The organism is Methyloversatilis sp. S146-33 (assembly GCF_059552495.1).
Window position 1 is genome coordinate 38,667 of the sequence record NZ_JCANOT010000026.1, and the last position, 16,502, is coordinate 55,168.

At 60.2% G+C, this 16,502-nt stretch carries 11 protein-coding genes; 3 read left to right on the plus strand and 8 right to left on the minus strand.

Annotation, left to right across the window (positions count from 1 at the left end):
• Window positions 1-184: 184 nt before the first annotated feature.
• Window positions 185-2,377 carry a putative bifunctional diguanylate cyclase/phosphodiesterase gene (locus AC51BJ_RS09655; protein ID WP_430432316.1) on the plus strand — a complete coding sequence of 731 codons (2,193 nt, stop codon included), beginning with the start codon at window positions 185-187 and terminating at the stop codon, window positions 2,375-2,377.
• Between the two features lie 15 nt (window positions 2,378-2,392).
• Here the strand turns inward: AC51BJ_RS09655 and AC51BJ_RS09660 are convergent, their stop codons facing one another.
• Window positions 2,393-3,217, minus strand: a complete 825-nt coding sequence (locus AC51BJ_RS09660; protein ID WP_496280087.1) for an arylamine N-acetyltransferase family protein — start codon at window positions 3,215-3,217, stop codon at window positions 2,393-2,395.
• Between the two features lie 696 nt (window positions 3,218-3,913).
• A complete protein-coding gene (locus tag AC51BJ_RS09665) occupies window positions 3,914-5,398 on the minus strand; it encodes an acetamidase/formamidase family protein (protein ID WP_496280088.1) in 1,485 nt (494 codons plus the stop codon).
• Window positions 5,399-5,687: 289 nt separating this feature from the next.
• Between AC51BJ_RS09665 and AC51BJ_RS09670 the strand changes: the two genes are divergently transcribed.
• On the plus strand, window positions 5,688-7,259 hold the full coding sequence (locus tag AC51BJ_RS09670) for an inorganic phosphate transporter (protein ID WP_496280089.1): 1,572 nt from the start codon (window positions 5,688-5,690) through the stop codon (window positions 7,257-7,259).
• Window positions 7,260-7,473: 214 nt separating this feature from the next.
• Here the strand turns inward: AC51BJ_RS09670 and AC51BJ_RS09675 are convergent, their stop codons facing one another.
• Together AC51BJ_RS09675 and AC51BJ_RS09680 are read right to left on the minus strand one after the other, a co-directional pair.
• Entirely contained in the window at window positions 7,474-8,484 is a 1,011-nt protein-coding gene (locus AC51BJ_RS09675; RefSeq protein ID WP_496280090.1) for a virulence RhuM family protein, read from the minus strand.
• 233 nt (window positions 8,485-8,717) lie between these two features.
• Window positions 8,718-9,794, minus strand: a complete 1,077-nt coding sequence (locus AC51BJ_RS09680; protein ID WP_496280091.1) for a Fic family protein — start codon at window positions 9,792-9,794, stop codon at window positions 8,718-8,720.
• A 296-nt stretch (window positions 9,795-10,090) separates the two neighbouring features.
• Here AC51BJ_RS09680 and AC51BJ_RS09685 point away from each other — a divergent pair, with 296 nt between their 5' ends.
• Window positions 10,091-11,071 (plus strand): DNA cytosine methyltransferase, encoded by a 981-nt coding sequence (locus AC51BJ_RS09685; protein WP_496280092.1) that lies wholly within the window; start codon window positions 10,091-10,093, stop codon window positions 11,069-11,071.
• Here AC51BJ_RS09685 and AC51BJ_RS09690 read toward each other — a convergent pair whose 3' ends face one another.
• Genes AC51BJ_RS09690 through AC51BJ_RS09705 form a run of 4 tightly spaced genes read right to left on the minus strand, consistent with a single transcriptional unit; the run spans window position 11,072 to window position 16,248 of the window.
• Window positions 11,072-12,238 (minus strand): restriction endonuclease, encoded by a 1,167-nt coding sequence (locus AC51BJ_RS09690; protein WP_496280093.1) that lies wholly within the window; start codon window positions 12,236-12,238, stop codon window positions 11,072-11,074.
• The gene (locus AC51BJ_RS09695) at window positions 12,235-12,660 is read right to left on the minus strand and encodes a very short patch repair endonuclease (RefSeq protein ID WP_496280094.1); all 426 of its coding nucleotides are present in this window, start codon (window positions 12,658-12,660) and stop codon (window positions 12,235-12,237) included. Before AC51BJ_RS09695 ends, AC51BJ_RS09690 begins: the two co-directional genes overlap by 4 nt.
• A 7-nt stretch (window positions 12,661-12,667) precedes the next feature.
• A complete protein-coding gene (locus tag AC51BJ_RS09700) occupies window positions 12,668-14,074 on the minus strand; it encodes a hypothetical protein (RefSeq protein WP_496280095.1) in 1,407 nt (468 codons plus the stop codon).
• Window positions 14,075-14,079: 5 nt separating this feature from the next.
• Window positions 14,080-16,248 carry a sensor histidine kinase gene (locus tag AC51BJ_RS09705; protein WP_496280096.1) on the minus strand — a complete coding sequence of 723 codons (2,169 nt, stop codon included), beginning with the start codon at window positions 16,246-16,248 and terminating at the stop codon, window positions 14,080-14,082.
• Window positions 16,249-16,502: the final 254 nt, after the last annotated feature.

Below are 16,502 nucleotides of genomic sequence, written 5' to 3' on the forward strand. Positions count from 1 at the left end.
CTTTGCATATATGTAATCGGCAATTTCAGCACGGCGAAGCCCGTGCATTCGATGAAACAATTTCCATTCACTGTGATCGCAACCCCTACGGCGCCCTGACCGGGTTGTCCATGTCGCAACCCCATCCCCTTTGCATCGCGTGTTCGTCATGCCCTGCGGGCCCGGTCCATTGCAGGAGGTCTCGATGAAATGCCCCTCGATTTTTCCGACCGAGCCCGAGCGGCTCGACGCGCTCGCTGCCTACGGCCTGGACAGCGATCGCCAGCTGCCCAGCCTCGATCCGGTGGTGCGCATCGCCGCACGCATGTTCGGCATGCCGGTCGCCGCGGTGAACCTGATCGGCAGCGATCACGTGTTCTTCGCCGCCAGCACCGGCATCGACGAGGCGGTCGATATGCGGCGCGACGTGTCCTTCTGCGCGCACGCGATCAACCAGCACGACGTGATGGTGGTGCCCGATGCGCTTCTGGACGAACGCTTCCATGACAATCCGCTGGTCACCGGCAGTGCCCAACTGCGCTTCTATGCCGGCGTGCCGCTGCTGTCGCCGGACGGGCATGCGCTCGGCGCGCTGTGCGTGATCGACAACCGGCCGCACGACGATTTCAGCGAAGAAGACTGCGAGCGGCTGCGCGAACTGGCGAAGATGGCGGCCGACCGCATGGAGCTGCGCCGCATCGAGGTATCGCCCGAACACAGCCGCCCTGCTTTCGACGACTTCGCGAAAAACGCACCCAATCCGCTGATCGCCTTCGACGCGGCAGCGAAGCTCATCGGCTGCAACAGCGCCGCTGCCGCGCTGCTCGGCCGCACGCCGACGCAGGGTCTGGGCGAACCGGTGGACGCGCTGCTGCCCGAACGCGACCGGGCCGCCTTCCGCGACCTGCTCGCCCGTGCCGTCGCGCAGGGCTCGCTCGAAGGGCTGGACGTGCCGAAGGACATCATCGGACTGCGCAGCGACGGCGTCGAACTGCTGCTCGGGCTGACGCTGTTCATGCACCGCGAGGCCGGCGGCGTCACTTTCAGCGCCCACCTGCAGGACTGCACCGAACGGCGCGAGCGGGAGAACGCGCTGCGCCGCATGGCCAGCACCGACGGCCTGACCGGCCTGGCCAACCGGGCTGGCTTCTTCCGCCGTGTCGAAGACACGCTGGCACGACCTCTGCCCGCCGCCGTCATCATGATCGACCTCGACGGCTTCAAGGACGTGAACGACACGCTGGGCCACGCCATCGGCGACAACATCCTGCAGGAAGTCGGCCGCCGGCTTGAGGCGGTCGCCGGCATGCAGGGCTTCGCGGCGCGTATCGGCGGCGACGAATTCGCGCTGCTGCTGGCCGGCACCGGCGACCCGGAAAGCGCCGCGATGGTGGCCCACGTCGTGTTGCAGGCGATCGAAATGCCCATCGTCGCCGACGGCCACGAGGTGCGCGTCGCCGCCAGCTGTGGCATTTCGGTGGCGCCGCAGCAGGCCGACGAGGCGCTGGAACTGATCGGCAATGCCGATCTCGCGCTGTTCAAGGCCAAGAGCATAGGCCGCGCGCAGTGCTTCACCTACCAGCCGGCACTGCGCATGGAGGCAGTCGCGCGTCGGCTGTACAGCATGGAACTGCACCGTGCAGCGCACGCCGGCGAGTTTCTGCTGTTCTATCAGCCGCAGGTGAAGTTGTACGACGGCGCGCTGGCCGGCGCCGAAGCATTGATACGCTGGCTGCATCCGGAACGCGGGCTGCTATCGCCGGCCGCCTTCCTGCCGGCGCTCGAAGGTGGGCCCCTCGCGGCGACGGTCGGCGCCTGGGTGCTGGAGGAGGCCTGCGCGCAGGCCGCGTACTGGCGCCGCAACGGCGCGCCGGACTTCCGCATGGGCGTGAACCTGTTCGGCGCCCAGTTCCGCGTCGGCGATCTGGCCGCGCAGGTGCAGGCGGCGCTCGACAAGCATGGCCTGCCGCCGGAAGCGCTCGAACTGGAAGTGACCGAGAACATCGTGCTCGACCACGACGACCTGGTGCTGGACACACTGCAGCGCGTGCGCGCGCTCGGCGTCGGCGTGTCCTTCGATGACTTCGGCACCGGCTACGCGTCGCTGAGCCTGCTCAAGCGCTACCCGCTCACGCGGATCAAGATCGACCGTTCCTTCGTCGAGGGCATGCTGGAATCGGAGCGCGACGCCTCGGTCGTGCGCGCCATACTCGACATCACGCGCAGTTTCGAACTGGACAGCATCGCCGAAGGCATTGAGCGCGACGTGCAACGCATACGCCTGTTCCGTGAGGGCTGCGTGCACGGGCAGGGCTATCTGTTCGGGCAGGCGCTGTCGGCCGAACAGTTCTCACGCGCCTTCGGGCTGGGCGGCGGCAGCCGGACCTCGAACGGTTGAGCGCGCGCGGCGGGCTCAGTCCGCGGCCAGTGCGCGCAACGGGGTGAGCAGGTCAGGCTGATCGGCGACCGGCAGACCGAACAGGTCCTGCACCGTCGCGATCAGCGCGTCGCCGTCGGCCAGCGTGCGGCGCGATACGCTGCCGTCGGCGCGGTATTCGGCGAGATCGCGGTTGAACAGTGTCCACCGCCGGTCGACACCGGCGCGCGCCAGCATCAGGTTGCCGGTGAAGATGGATTGCGGGTGGGTGGACAGGAAGTAGCTCGACGCCTCGTAATCGCAACCGTGCATGTCGATGCGGCGCACGCGGTACAGATTCTTCCATTCGCCCACGATCTGCGACTGCAGCCACCAGTAATCGTCGCGCAGCAGCAGGCGATAGGCACCGTGCGGCGTGCGCTGCTCCAGCCCGTCTTCCCAGCGCAGGCCGGCGGTGACCGTGAGGCCACCGAAGCCGACGTCGACCAGTCGCGCGCCGTCCGGCGTGTCGACATCGAGCAGCATGTGCGATTGCGGCGTCAGCGCGTCGTCGGGCTGCATCCACATGACGCGCGCCGCCAGTTCGCGCACCGGGTAGCCGAGCGCGCGCAGCGCATCGGCGAACAGCCGGCCGTGCTCGAAACAGAAGCCACCGCGGCGGGCGTCGATCAGCTTCGCAGTGACCGTTGCCGCGTCCACGGCCACCGGCTTGCGCCGCAGCGGGTCGAGGTTCTCGAAGGGGATGGCGATGGTGTGCGCAAGGATGAGCGCATCGAGCGTCGCAGCGTCACAGGACGCCGGCGCAGCGGTGGTCCAGTCGATGCGTGCGAGGTAGGTGTCGAGCGGGAAAGGGGTGGACATGGAGCGAGGCAGTTGTCGGCAGCCGCGCATGATGAAGCGGGCAGGGCGCGATGACATGCGCAGCGCATCACGAGTGCCCGACCGTGCCGGGTGACTTAGGGTTATGCGGGAGCACGCTTGCTTCCGACTGCTGCCCATAGCGAAGGCCGCGGCCCCAGTGGGAGCGAGCTTGCTCGCGATGGCGACGGGTATCGAAGCCGGCGGACTGCATCCGCCGCGTCGCGGTCAGAAGACCGCTCCCACAGGGGTGGTGCGCCCGATCCACGATCCGAGCCCGGGTCGGGGTTCTGTGGGAGGGGTACTCTGACCCCGACAGCGGCCTGCATCGAAGCCGGCGGACTGCGGCGGCCGTGTCGCGGCCAAGGCCGCTCCCACAGGAAATGCGCCCGATCGGTGGCCGGAGCCGGGGTTCTGTGGGAGGGGTCTTCTGACCCCGACAGCGGCCTGGATCGAAGCTGGCGGCCTGCAGCCGCCCTGTCGCGGCCAAGGCCGCTCCCACAGGGATTGCGCCCGAACCGTGGCCAGAGCCGGGGTTCTGTGGGAGGGATCTTCTGACCCCGACAGCGGCCTGGATCGAAGCCGGCGGACTGCATCCGCCCTGTCGCGGCCAACGCCGCTCCCACAGGGATCGCGCCCGGCCCACGCTCTGTCGGCAGCTCTCGCTGCCTCCCACAACAGGCCCGGGCGCCGAAATCCCTACAGGCTGCCGCCGGAGAACAGGGCCTTCCTGATCACCGCATGCACACCCCAGTTGCCGTCGACGACCTGGGTGACGGCGAAGTCGACGCCGACCGACAGCAGCGATATCGCTTCGTCCTCGGTCAGGCCCTGGGTGTCCATCAGGAAGGCGCGGCTCTTGCGGAAGGCGTCGCGCAGTGCCAGATCCACCGACGACTTGGCGTAGATGTCGCTCTGCGCCTTGTCGCCCAGCTCGGCCAGATAGTTGGCGAAGCTGAAGCCGTGGATCACCCACTCGTCCTGCGTTTCGAGCAGCGGGTATTCGAGCTTGGCGAGCGAGGTGCCGGCGAGGTCGGCCTTCTTGTGCAGGATGAACTGGAAGGTGCCGGTCAGCGAGCATTCGATCGCGGTGCCGCACAGTTCGGAATCGCCCTGGCCGGCGTGCGGGTCGCCGACCGAGAACAGCGCGCCCTTGACCGCCACCGGGTAGTACATCGTGGCGCCCTTGCCGATGCGCCAGTTGTCGATGTTGCCGCCGGTGTAGCTGGGCGGGATGGAATCGACCATGTCGGCTTCCTTCGGCGCGACGCCGGCGACACCGAAGTGCGGCCGCACCGGTACGCGGATGTTCTTCAGCACGCCGTGGTTTTCCTTCACCGTCGAGTGGTCGACGATGACGCCCGGGTAGTCGATGGTCTTGTGCACGACGCCGAAGGGGTCGGTCTGCGGCGTCCACTGGAAGTTGTACACCGCCTGCGCCCAGTTGCGGTCCAGCCCGGCGTCGATTTCGTAGATGGTGATCACTTCGCGGTTCTTCGGCTCGGTGATCAGATCCTTGTAGTGGAAGCCCCACCAGGCCGCCGCATTGACGCCGAAGCTCTTGCCCTTGTAGCTCGGGTTGGCGCTCGGCCGCGGTGCGACGTCAACGATACGCACTTCGAGCACGTCGCCCTCTTCGGCGCCCTTCACGTACACCGGGCCGGTGCATATATGTACACCGAGGCCTTCGCCGGCACCGCGCCCGAACAGGCTGGCGTCCATCGGACCGGCACCGCGGCGGATGACACCCTTCTTTTTCTTGTCCCAGTAGAAGACGCTTTCGGCGCCGGGGTCGCCCTTGATCATGCGTTCGTAATCGTCGCCGGCGTGGTGGGTGAGCGTTTCGATGGTGACGAAGTCACCCGGGTTGATTTCGACCTGCGGCTTCAGCGATTTCGAGAAATAGCCCCAGTGCACGGTGTCGGCGCTGGCGGCAATGTAATAGTGGTTGCGCGTCTTCATCGAGCCGTCGGCCTCGCGCGCCATCGACTGACCCACCCAGCCGGCACTCAGCGTACCGAACCCCGCCACCAGCGAACCCTTGAGCAGACCGCGCCGCGCCGGATCGGGTGGCGCTGGTGTGCGCAGCTCTGGCTCGCCGTTGCCGTCCACCTTCACCGTCAGACGGCCGTTCGGATCGCAGAAGCTGCAGTGCTGGTGCGCGGGATGGGTGCAGGCAGACATGGGGCGTTCTCCTTCTGGTCAGTGGGGATGTGAAACACCGCGTGCGGCGGTGCATCAATCGTGCCGGAAGGAAAAGCCTTGAAAATCAATGGCTCCATGTCAGGGAAGCGCACGGAAGGGGTGCGTTGCGCACTGCAACAGGGCCGTGACGCGGCCTGACCGAAGTTTGCGCAAACAGGCCGGGGCGCGAATGTGACGTGTAATAAACTTCGCGCTCCCCGGAATCCGCCCTCGCCGGCAATCGCCGCGAGCGCCTCCGGATCTGGCGGTCAGACCGCCCCAAAAGCGCATGGAACTCGAAAACTATTCCGATATTGAGAAGGCTGCGCTGCGCGGCCGCCGTGAAATCCTCCGTCTGGGCATCGGCCTGCTGTTCGTCGTCGGCACCATGATCTACGCCGCGCTCGGCGTGGGCCTGCAGGGCCCTGGCGGCATCATGCTGGTGGTGGCGGCCATGATAGGCGGCTACATGGCGATGAACATCGGCGCCAACGACGTGGCCAACAACGTCGGCCCGGCGGTCGGCTCGCGCGCGCTGAGCATGACCGGCGCCATCGTCATCGCCGCCATCTTCGAAGTGGCCGGCGCACTGATCGCCGGCGGCGACGTCACCTCGACCATACGCGGCGGCATCATCGACCCGTCCGCGATCGCCGACAGCGACCGCTTCGTCTGGGTGATGACGGCCGCGCTGCTCGCCGGCGCGCTGTGGCTCAACATCGCCACCGCGGTCGGTGCGCCGGTGTCGACCACGCACTCCATCGTCGGCGCGGTGCTCGGCGCCGGTGTTGCCGCGGGCGGCATGGCCGCCGGCAAGTGGGACATGGTGGGTGGCATCGTCGCCAGCTGGGTGGTGTCGCCGGTGCTGGGCGGCCTGGTGGCGGCCGGCTTCCTGTACTGGATCAAGCGCGCCATTACCTACCGCGCCGACATGGTCGCCGCCGCGCAGCGCACGGTGCCGGTGCTGATGGGCATCATGGCCGCGTCGTTCGCCACCTATCTCATCCTGAAGGGGCTGAACAAGGTATGGAACGTCGACTTCGGCACCGCCTGTGCGATCGGCGCCGGCCTCGGCGTGCTCACCTGGCTACTGGTGCGCGCCCATCTGCGGCGCAACGCCTTCCGGCTGAACAACAGCAAGGCCAGCATCAATTCGCTGTTCGGCCTGCCGCTGGTATTCGCCGCCGCGCTGCTGAGCTTCGCCCACGGCGCCAACGACGTCGCGAACGCGATCGGCCCGCTCGCCGCGATCACCGACACGGTGCTGCACGGCGCCGTGTCCGCCAAGGCCGACGTACCGCTGTGGGTGATGATGATCGGCGCCATCGGCATCGCCGTCGGTCTGGCGCTCTATGGCCCCAAGCTGATCCGCACCGTCGGCCACGAAATCACCGAACTCGACCCGATGCGCGCATTCAGCATCGCGATGGCGGCCGCGCTGACCGTCATCATCGCCTCGCAACTGGGCCTGCCGGTCAGTTCGACCCACATCGCGCTGGGCGGCGTGTTCGGCGTCGGCTTCCTGCGCGAGTACATCAAGACCAGCTACGCGCAGACCCTTGCCGAGATCAAGAGCCACCACCAGGGCGCCGACAAGGAAGTCGTCGAAGCCTTCCTGAACGACTTCGAGAAAGCCGACAAGAAGGGCAAGCGCGCCATGCTCGACGCGCTGAAGGCGCACACCGCGCAGGCGCAGCTGTCCAAGCACGAACGCAAGGCGATCAAGCGCACGCACCGGCACGAACTGGTGAAGCGCTCAGCCCTGTTCAAGATCGCCGCTGCCTGGATTGTCACCGTGCCCGCTTCGGCGCTGATGGCGGCGATGATCTACTACATGATCTTCGGGATCGTGCATGCGTGAGGGTGGGGGGCGCGGTGGGTTGAACCGCGCCTACTGCGCGTACATCGGCACGATGTTGCGGCAGCGCTGTTCTGTTCCGCTCAGCACAGGCACCGTGCCCGGCTCGATCAATTTCGTGACGCCACGAAGATGATCGGAAACCGCGTGCTCCGCCGCTTCGCACAGGATTCCATTACCCCGCTGGATCAGTCTGCGGCCGGTCGCCCGGTTTCAGTCATGGCTTCGCGCGATTCTTCAGGGCGTTCTCCAGCGCCTGCAACTCGGCATCGTCCTGCGCGTCGGCCTGACGTGCTTCCTCCTGTCTGCGGCGCTGTTCGTAGTCGTCGTACAGCGCGCTCGTGCTGCGCTCAATCTGTGCGTGGCTCACCTTGCCCGCATGCGCGAGCACCGGAAAGCCGTTGCTCGCGATGATCTGATCCACGTTCTGGCGCCAGAAGCTCATGCGGATCTCCTCGCGGCGCTTGGTGCGCAGTTCGGCCGTTTCCAGAAAGATCACCACCAGACGGTTCAGCGTGTCGATCTCGTCTTCGGTCAGGTAGTTCTTGGCGACCAGGATGTCCTGCTTGCGCACCCGGGCGCCCTGCCAGTTCAGCAGGCCGAAGTGCGGATCGTCCGGGTTGGCGCGCGCGGTGATCAGCTCGGCTGCGGTCTGTTGCGTCACGGCATACAGCAACAGGTTCTGCACAGTAGCGAAGAAGGTCTGCGCCGCCTGGTCGGTCTTGTCGTAGTCGCTGCTCAGGGCAAACAGGTCGCGCACCTTCTGGTAGAAGCGCTTTTCCGAGGCACGGATGTCCCGGATGCGCGCCAGCATTTCATCGAAGTGGTCCGGCCGGCCATCCGGATTCTTCAGGCGCTCGTCATCCAGCACGAAGCCCTTGAGCAGGTATTCCTTCAACACCGTGGACGCCCAGCGGCGGAACTGCACACCGCGCGGTGAGCGCACCCGGTAGCCGACGGCGAGGATGGCGTCGAGGTTGTAGAGCGCGACCGGACGCTTCACCTCGCGTAAACCTTCGATCTGAACTACCGAGGATTCCTCGGTAGTTGCCTCGCGACTCAACTCCCCATCTTCATAGATGTTCTTCAGATGCAGGCCGACGTTGTCGGTCGTCACGTCGAACAGCTCGGCCATTTCCCGCTGCGTGAGCCAGACAGTCTGATCCTTGGCCCGCAACCTGATCTGGCTGCGTCCGTCTTCGGTCGTGTAGAGAATCAGTTCGCTCATGATGTTGGTTGGAGTGCAGGTTCTGCTGCAGTCAAGGCGTGGGTTCAGCGGCGCACCTTCGACGCGATTGAAGCTGTTGCGTCGGCACAGCCAAGCTCAGGCATGCATTGCTCGTCGCTCAGGATGCACTGAAACCTGTCGAGCAAATCGACACATGCAAAATTCGTGTTTAAAAATACGCTGAAAATCGACACGTTTTCCGGACGTGTCGATCACTTCGACGCGTCCCTCGCTCAACTGGCCAGTTCGTTGAACAGGGCTTCGTTGATGTAGTACTTCTCGCGGCCGTGTTTCTGTTCGCGCAGGATGCCCAGCCCGGCAAGCGTCTGCAGGTAGGTCGAAGCGGTCTGCCGCTTGGCGATACCCGCGTCGACGACGAACTGGATCTTGGTGTACGGGTGCCGGAAGATGACCTCGATCAGATCCTTGCTGTAGATCGCCGGCGCTTCGGTCTGCACCCGTGCCCGCACGCTTTCCATCAGGGCACGGATCCGCTGCACCTGGTCGTGGGTCTGCTGCGCCGTCGATTCGATGGCGCGCAGCATGAACAGAATCCAGTTTTCCCAATCCTGCGACTCGGTAACGCGGCGCAAACCTTCGTAGTAGGCAGCGCGGTTGGCGATGATGTAGCGCGACAGGAACAGGACCGGGATGTCGAGCAGCCCCTTCTCGACCAGATAGAGCAGATTGATGATGCGCCCGGTACGGCCATTGCCATCCGGAAACGGATGGATGGCCTCGAACTGGTAATGCATCACCGCCATCTTCACCAGCGGATCGATGCCGTCTTCGGCATGGATGAACTGTTCGAGATTGCCCAGCTTGTCGCGGATGACGGCCTCGCCGACCGGCGGCGTATAGACCACCTGGCCAGCGTCGTTCTTCAGCGCCGTACCCGGAATCGCCCGGATGTCCAGTTCCGTTTGCTTGATCAGGCGGACGATTTCGATGAACAGATTGGTCGTCAACGGCCGTGCCTTCAGTGCCTGAAAGCCGTGATAGAGCGCTTCGCGGTAGCGCAGCACTTCTTTCGTGTGCGGATCGCTCTTGCCTTCGGGATCGGCATCGGCCCGATACAGCTCATCGTTGGTGGTAACGATGTTCTCGATCTCGGACGACAGACGGGCTTCCTGCAGCGCGATGCTGCTGATCAGCATGCCCTGGTTCGGGATCTGTGCAGCCAGCCCGCGCAGGTTAGCCAGCACACGATTTGCGCTGATCGCCTGCTTCAGTACGGCCTTGGTTTCGAGTTCGACCGGCGGCGGAAGCAGGGGCAGGTCGTTGTAGGGCTGCGCGCGATCAAACGGCATTCAGCGACCTTTGCATGAAGACGTGTCTAAAAGTAGCTAACTTTTAGACATATGGCGAGTGATATGTATAGAAATCGGCGTTTTCTATACATATGCACAGCGGCCATTCACCTCTCAGGGCTTCTGCCGTCACAGCCAAACTTAACCCAACGAGCGTCCGTGAGAGCCGGGGCGATTCACCCGAAGACGCGGCAGTCCAATTACGTTACTCGGCTGATCCAGAACCTGTTTATACGAGCCCCTTTACTTGGTACGCTCCTGCCCCATTTCGGGCTTAGCCAGATCGGAGCTTTTGAATGCCAACTTTTGTTGATCTCTTCTGCGGCGCGGGCTTCGGAGCTCGCGGTGCAGTGCGAGGCGGTGGCATTCCGCTGCTCGGACTTGATGCGTGGAATCTTGCCACGAAGACCTACAAGGCCAACTTCCCACAGGCCGATATCCTCAATGAGAAGATCGAGGATGTCTCCCCCAAGAAACTCGGCTCCCAGTACAGACCGGATGTGCTACTGACCTCGCCGGAGTGCACTTCGCACTCGATTGCCCGCGGTGCCAAACCGGGCTTAGAGAAAAGCCGGGAGACAGCGATCGGAATCGTCCCTTGGATCAAGGCAATGGATCCACGTTGGGTCATCGTCGAGAACGTGAACCGGATGAAAAAATGGGATCGTCACGACGAACTGGTACAGACCATCGAAGAGCTTGGCTATACGGTCAGTGATCTGCTGTTGAACTCCGCAGACTTTGGTTCAGCTCAGGCCCGAAAGCGCATGTTCCTTGTGTGTGACAAACACGGCACAACGGTCAACCGCGAAGACCTGCTCGGTCTGGTGAGCACACCGAAGAAAACCGCTCGCGACATCATCAACTGGAAAGCAGGTTACCCGGCTTCTCTGCTACGGAAGCCAGGGCGTGCCAAGGCAACATTGGAAAGAGCTGAGCGCGCCATTGCCGAACTTGGGACGGGAGTGCCCTTCCTGATCGTCTACTACGGCTCAGACTATGCTGGGGGCTGGCAGGGGCTGGACGCTCCGCTTCGTACGGTGACCACGGTCGACCGTTTCGGGTTGGTGACATGGAAGGGAGATACTCCATACTTGCGTATGCTCCAGCCAGATGAGTTGCTGCTTGCCATGGGAGGCTCGACCGAGCATGTCCTGCCTCACGGAAACCGGCGGGACAAGGTGAAACTCTGTGGTAATGGCGTATGTTCGGACGTCATGACCGCGATATTCCAGTGGATTTCTTTGAATCAGGCCAAGCAGCAGGACGTCGCCTGATCAGCTGCTTGTAGTGATCCCGTTCAGCCACGCATCGATCTGTGTCGGTGTCCGGAGCCCCGCGGCGCGCAACAGGCCGACGATGTCTTGCGCCGCGGCCAGAATCACTGGGTGACCATCATCGGTCACTTCCTGATACGCCTGCCTATCCACATATGACGTCGTCACCAGCACGCCGAATTCGCGATGCTTGATGCGACTGATCAGGCGTGACACCTCCCTCACGCCTACTGCGTTGTTTGCCCCGTAACACTTCGCCTCCAGCGCAAAATCGACTTCAATTGCAGCGGGGTTGCGCCCGATACGGAGTCGGCCGATGCCATCTCGCCCGCCATCGCGCCATGGGCGGGTCAGATCGAGGCGCGCGACATCAGGCAGAAGCAGACGGGTAAGCGCACCCGCACAACATTCGCACCCATAGGGATTGTCTTTGTAGCGTTGCCGGATCACTTCGATCAGGGCCTGATCCTCGGGTGTAGCCGGCAGTTGCTCCGCTTTGCTGCGTACCAACAGGGATCGAGGTGCCATGAGCGATCGGATGCCGCCGGTCCCAACCCACACCCTCCATGCATCAGGTACCTGCCCCGACGCCTCGCTACGCCCAACGGCATGGACCCAGGTTCGAGGAATCACAGCCTCATCGAGGATTGTGAACACCGCTTTGTAGTTCTGGAAGCGCTGCCCCTCGGTCGTCTTCCATAGCGCAACAAGATCCTCGGTCGCCCCCAAGGCAGGACTGCCCGGCACGGCAAGCCCACGGAACCGGAAGGTCCGGCCGGTGGCCTCGGTGGTGAACACCAAGATAGGTGGGACCAGATGGCGTTGCTCGAGATGCGTCCAGTCAAAAATCTTACGCAGCAACTGGTTACCGAATCGTGGCGTGTCGTGAAGAAGCCGACCCGGGTGACGGTTATCCCCGTAATAGGTGAATGTTCCGGTCGTCTCATCCAACTGGTCCGGCCATTCCGGTTCGGCCAAATTGGAGGTCAGCACAAGCAGCGTTGGGCGCTCCTTGGTACCGCGGTATCGAAAACCACCTTGCCGACTCACGCCCACCAAGGGAACCAAGGGGTCGGCCATGCCGCCACGTTCTGTCTTGTAGCCGGCATAGACTGCATCGACGATCAGATCGACCTGCTCCAACAGCTCACCGCTGAAGAAGGTCATGCCCTCAATTCCTCCGCCTTGCCAAGCATCGCCGCGATGCGCTGTGCGCAGTCCGCGGGCGATGCCTCGATCTCATGCTCCCAGAGACGCAGTACTTGCCAACCTTCGTCCGCAAGTCTCTGTGTGTTCTCGTCGTCCCGCTCGCGGTTGCGCTTGAGTTTCTGCTCCCAGAAGTCTCGATTGTTCTTTGGCATATTTGAATGCTGAGGACAGCCATGCCAGAAACAACCATCCACAAACACGGCAAGCTTCGCACCGACAAAAACCATGTCGGGACGCGTACGACCAATTCGGTATTGCAACCTGTAGCGTAGGCCGAGCGCCCACACCTTGCGACGCAAGCTTAACTCCGGGCCAGTATCACGCACCTTGATGCGGGACATCATCTTACGACGAGCATCTGAAGTTTGAAGGCCCATCATGCTTCAATCAAAAAAATGCAATTTTTCCCGGGCGCCGCATGTATGTTGCGTAGTGATGTGCAATTTCAGACAACACCTCTTTCCGCATTCTCGTGACGACACATCCTTCAACCGTTCCTCCATAAGGTCTGGTCAGAAATATTCGACAGGAAATCAAAAGCCTACCTTGCACATCTCCTAATGTGATTTCCGGGGTCACGTAAATTGCATCATTTCCTGCTCTGTTTTTCGAAAAGAAGGGCTTAGGATCGCTAGTCGGAACAAACAAAGCGAGCAGAAATCGGTGTGATCTTTTTTTGTCTTGTGCGTAGTCACAGTCAGCACTCAATTCGACGGCATAGACATTCTGTGAGCTCAACTTAGCTTTGTTTCTTATTTGATCATCCGGAGTCGATTTGGAAAATCCAGGTGCAAATTCAACACAGATTGCTTCTTGCCAGTCGCCTTTTTTTTGGGCAAGCCCAATCTCATGAATCAATCCCCTTTCCTCATTTTTCAAAAAGTCTTCTGATAACCGAATTACTGCGCCACGCTCGGAAGGCTTCAGGTCGGATTTCTCAGTGTGAATGAAAAAATCATTAAGGAGACTTGTCAGCTTCGGCTTTCCGTCTGTCTGCTGTGGTAGCTGGGTTGTTTCGCTGTCCGTCAAATCAAGAAACCAGTCAAGCGCGCCATCTTCAGCTTCCTTGTCCAACAAGTCTTGAGCAATTGGCATCAATGCTTGATACACACCCATGGTCGGAGCATTAGGTGCATGGGGTAAGCCAAGGGCCTCTTGCGACATTCTTTTCAGGGTCGACTTGACAGCACCGCCATCAGTGAACGGAATACCGCCCTTATTCAACTTACCAATCAATTCGTTACTTGTGGCCGACGCAGCTCTCGAAGCACATGATTCCCATTGCATAATCGACTTAAGTTGCGGGAACTCATCGAATATCTCAGTTAAGCTCTTCTCGACGTTTTCTGTCGCCTTAGCCGCAATATTTGGATCTTCATCGGAGATCTGCTTTACGTCAGTCTTATCCAATACCCGATAGTCGAACGGAATTAGGTTATCCGCTTTTGCTGTTCTAAGTCTGGAAACCAGAAGCCTCCAAGCTTCTTCAGAATCCTCAGGAAATCCTGACCAGAACACTATCAAGTATATGGATGGGCCAACCAGCTGTTGAATAAAACTTACCAGTGCCGCCACATATTGCTCAGGATTTTTTTGTGTCGGACCAAGAACATGCAAGTCGGTGAACAGTACCCTGACCCCCTCATAAGGTGTTACGGGTTTTCGTTCAAGCTTCCCGTCGATGATCAAGTGCGACATGATGGGCAGCCCGCACACGCTTAAGCCATGCACAATTTGCCAGAGTTCCGGTCTTTCATCGTCCAAAACAATCACCGGGCACGAATGGTCAATCACGATGATCACTCCTCACCTTTGAAGTGCATCGCGACCGCAGCGCCATCGAATGCCTTTGGAATATCGACAAAGTCTTTTGCTTCCTCTGTTGAAATCAATTGCAGCACGCCCCCGATGTTCTCCATAACCAACTGGCAGTAGTACAAACCCAGCCCCATTCCACCTACACGTTTGGTAACAAAAGGTTGAACCGCATCCGAAGTATTTACTGTAAATCCCGTTCCGTTATCCGCTACAACGATTGTGCCGCCATCCTCTTCTGACCAAACGCTCTTGATCAGTAAAGCCGGCTTATGCTCCGGGTCCTTATCACGTTGATGCCTGTACCCCGTCCAGTAGATTGCGTTGTCGATGATGTTGTTCAGCGCGCTTAGTACGAGGTGCTGTGGTGCCGTGATAAAGAAGTCAGGGCTCTCTCCCGTGATGATCGGAGCAGACACTATGATTTTGTGGAACTGGAACCGGACTTCATTCAACTCGATAGTCTGCTTGACAAGTTCCCGCACCGACAGCTTACGGGCCTTGCCTTGACGCAAAAGTACAGATATTGAATCCAGCATTTTGCGCAGATCGCCTAGACCTGTACGCAAGCGCTCCGGAGATGCGCCCTTTTCTGCCAATGAAGTCAGGGTACGGATAGAGCGGTCAATCTCATGGAAGACTAAGGCCAAGCCCATCCCCGCCATCCCCGCACTAAGCATAACGGAGCGAACCTGCTCGACCTCCTTTTCAATAGCCTTAACATAGGGAGTGAGGGTCTTCGACAGTTCTTTGTCCTTCTCGCACACTTCCTTAAGGCCATCGATTGCTTCTTGTAGCTTGATCGTTGAACCCACCTGAGTTCCGTCGTCCTTCAAAGCGATATCGATAGCCTTACGATCAGGTTCGTGCATTTTTTCGAAATGCTGAATGATGCTCAATGCAAGCAGCCTGAATCGGGAGAACGTCTCGTCTTCGTTGAAGCCCTCCCGGTTTGTCTTTTCTTGAAGCCCAACGCTGTCCGAAAGATCCAATTCGATGGCAGCAACAAGTTGATGAGTGCCTAACTTTTCAGTTGGCCGATTGATGCGCCGGGCGTTCAAACCAAGCCAGTCATCATCGGGCTCCCCGTAGTTATAGACGCGGATCCCATCTCGAAAAACACGAATTCCCGCTTGGTCTTTTAGCCATTGCTTGGTCTGACGAATATCACCACCCATCAAGCGCAATATTTCGTCTCGACGATAGAAAACATGCAGGCGACCTTTGATCGTCCCGATACCTATCAATGCAGTTTTCGGGTCAATAAAGATTGGAGCCTCTTCAGTATTTTCCGCCTTTGCTTTGGCCTCGCGGTATGCCTCATCTGACCATTCGATCAGGCTAGGTGCGTAGGAAGCGTCCTTCCTTGATCGCAAACCCTTGAGCTTCGGAGGGCAAAAATCATATTGCCAAGTGAACCCCTCCTCCGACAGCTCAAATTCGTAGATCCAGACTGAGCGCCGAAGAAGTCCCTTCAGGTCCGGAACATCATCAATATCCTTCTCGCGGCCGGGTATTGTAAGTGAAACACGAAAAGAGTCGTTCGTTTGGAACGGACTTTCCAATGAGACGACCAATCTCTTCAGGTCACGAAGATCCTTTCTCGCCCATTCCTTTCGGGTTAGTCCGGAAATCTCTATAGCTGTTCCATGCTGATTTCCCGGAAAATCAATTGCCTCGGTTCGCTTCGTGATCTGGACCTGCAATCCACCGTCGACATAATCAGACGAACCAATCAGGTCGTTCCATCCCAACTCCACGAGAATTTCAGGAGCACCTTCGGCGCGTGTAACCATCCGAAGCCTGCTTCCCAATTTCTGGACAGCCAGACGCCCGACTCCTTTTTCCCCCAAAGGCAAGCGAAGGAACTTCTCGCTTCGCGCTCGGTTAGGGCCACGCTTGGAATCTGTTCCGATGTCGAGCCAGCGATTCTTGACAACATCTGCAGTCATCCCACACCCATCATCCCGAACGATGATCTTATTTGCGCGAAGATCAACAATGACGCTCACGTTTTCGGCATCTGCGTCATAAGCGTTCTTTACCAACTCGAAGATGGCTAGCCTGTCGTGCCCTACGAGTTGGTCACCCAGGAGTCTAAGAATATGACTGCGAACTCGGATCGGGACGCTTTCCGTTGTGTTTGTTGTCACTGTTATATCCAGATTAGGTTTGGTAATAGCAGATAACTACAATTCAATGCGTCGAGTACCCCATAGCAAGCGGTACCCCATGAACGATTTTGTATTTATATTCAAACACAATCTTTGTCAAATTTAAATTGACATCGCTTAAACTGGAAGCAACAAATTTTAATTTAGCCAACCTCAGAACACTCCAAAAAGAGGCATAAAAAAGCCGGTCTTAGACCGGCCTTCTTTATCTGAGAAAATCCAGAAAGAGTGGA